We start from the raw sequence: 1,612 nt of genomic DNA, 5'->3' as shown, positions 1-1,612 counted from the left end.
CGAGTCAGAAACCGTTGATGTAGGCGAAGGACATGCGAAAGGTCCGGCGTAGAGGGTAAGACCCCCGTAGCTGAAACATTGACGGCTCGTTTGAGAGACACCCAAGTAGCACGGGGCCCGAGAAATCCCGTGTGAATCTGGCGGGACCACCCGCTAAGCCTAAATATTCCCTGGTGACCGATAGCGGATAGTACCGTGAGGGAATGGTGAAAAGTACCGCGGGAGCGGAGTGAAATAGTACCTGAAACCGTGTGCCTACAAGCCGTGGGAGCGTCGCGTTGAGTGCTTGCGCTCAACGTCGTGACTGCGTGCCTTTTGAAGAATGAGCCTGCGAGTTTGCGGTGTGTTGCGAGGTTAACCCGTGTGGGGAAGCCGTAGCGAAAGCGAGTCCGAATAGGGCACAGCGTCTTTTTAGATGCGTAGTAGCGCGCCCAAGACCCGAAGCGGAGTGATCTAGCCATGGGCAGGTTGAAGCGGAGGTAAGACTTCGTGGAGGACCGAACCCACCAGGGTTGAAAACCTGGGGGATGACCTGTGGTTAGGGGTGAAAGGCCAATCAAACTCCGTGATAGCTGGTTCTCCCCGAAATGCATTTAGGTGCAGCGTCGTGTGTTTCTTGCCGGAGGTAGAGCACTGGATAGGCGATGGGCCCTACCGGGTTACTGACCTTAGCCAAACTCCGAATGCCGGTAAGTGAGAGCGCGGCAGTGAGACTGTGGGGGATAAGCTCCATGGTCGAGAGGGAAACAGCCCAGAGCATCGACTAAGGCCCCTAAGCGTACGCTAAGTGGGAAAGGATGTGGAGTCGCAGAGACAACCAGGAGGTTGGCTTAGAAGCAGCCATCCTTGAAAGAGTGCGTAATAGCTCACTGGTCAAGTGATTCCGCGCCGACAATGTAGCGGGGCTCAAGCGTATCGCCGAAGTCGTGTCATTGCAGCATGTGGGCCAACGCCCGCTGTGATGGGTAGGGGAGCGTCGTGTGCCGGGTGAAGCAGCCGCGGAAGCGAGTTGTGGACGGTTCACGAGTGAGAATGCAGGCATGAGTAGCGATACACACGTGGGAAACGTGTGCGCCGATTGACTAAGGGTTCCTGGGTCAAGCTGATCTGCCCAGGGNAAGGGGAGTGGTGGAGCCGCCGGCCCAAGGTGGTAGTAGGTAAGCGATGGGGTGACGCAGGAAGGTAGTCCAGCCCGGGCGGTGGTTGTCCCGGGGTAAGGGTGTAGGACGTCACGTAGGCAAATCCGCGTGACACATAGTCTGAGACCTGATGCCGAGCCGATTGTGGTGAAGTGGATGATCCTATGCTGTCGAGAAAAGCCTCTAGCGAGTTTCATGGCGGCCCGTACCCTAAACCGACTCAGGTGGTCAGGTAGAGACTACCGAGGCGTTCGGGTGAACTATGGTTAAGGAACTCGGCAAAATGCCCCCGTAACTTCGGGAGAAGGGGGGCCATGTCCGGTGATGGGATTTACTCCTTGAGCTGGGTGTGGCCGCAGAGACCAGCGAGAAGCGACTGTTTACTAAAAACACAGGTCCGTGCGAAGCCGTAAGGCGATGTATACGGACTGACGCCTGCCCGGTGCTGGAACGTTAAGGGGACCGGTTAGCTC

Annotated in this window: 1 rRNA gene (running past both ends of the window); it reads left to right on the top strand. The window is 57.2% G+C overall.

Annotated elements, in window-relative coordinates:
• A 23S ribosomal RNA gene (locus HN013_RS04250) occupies positions 1–1,612 on the top strand (it extends past both window edges: 194 nt to the left, 1,055 nt to the right).

The sequence above is a fragment of the Streptomyces sp. I05A-00742 genome (assembly GCF_013055795.1).
Classification (GTDB): domain Bacteria; phylum Actinomycetota; class Actinomycetes; order Streptomycetales; family Streptomycetaceae; genus Streptomyces.
The sequence above is the reverse complement of the archived record's forward strand: the minus strand, read 5'-3'. Positions and strand labels throughout refer to the sequence as shown.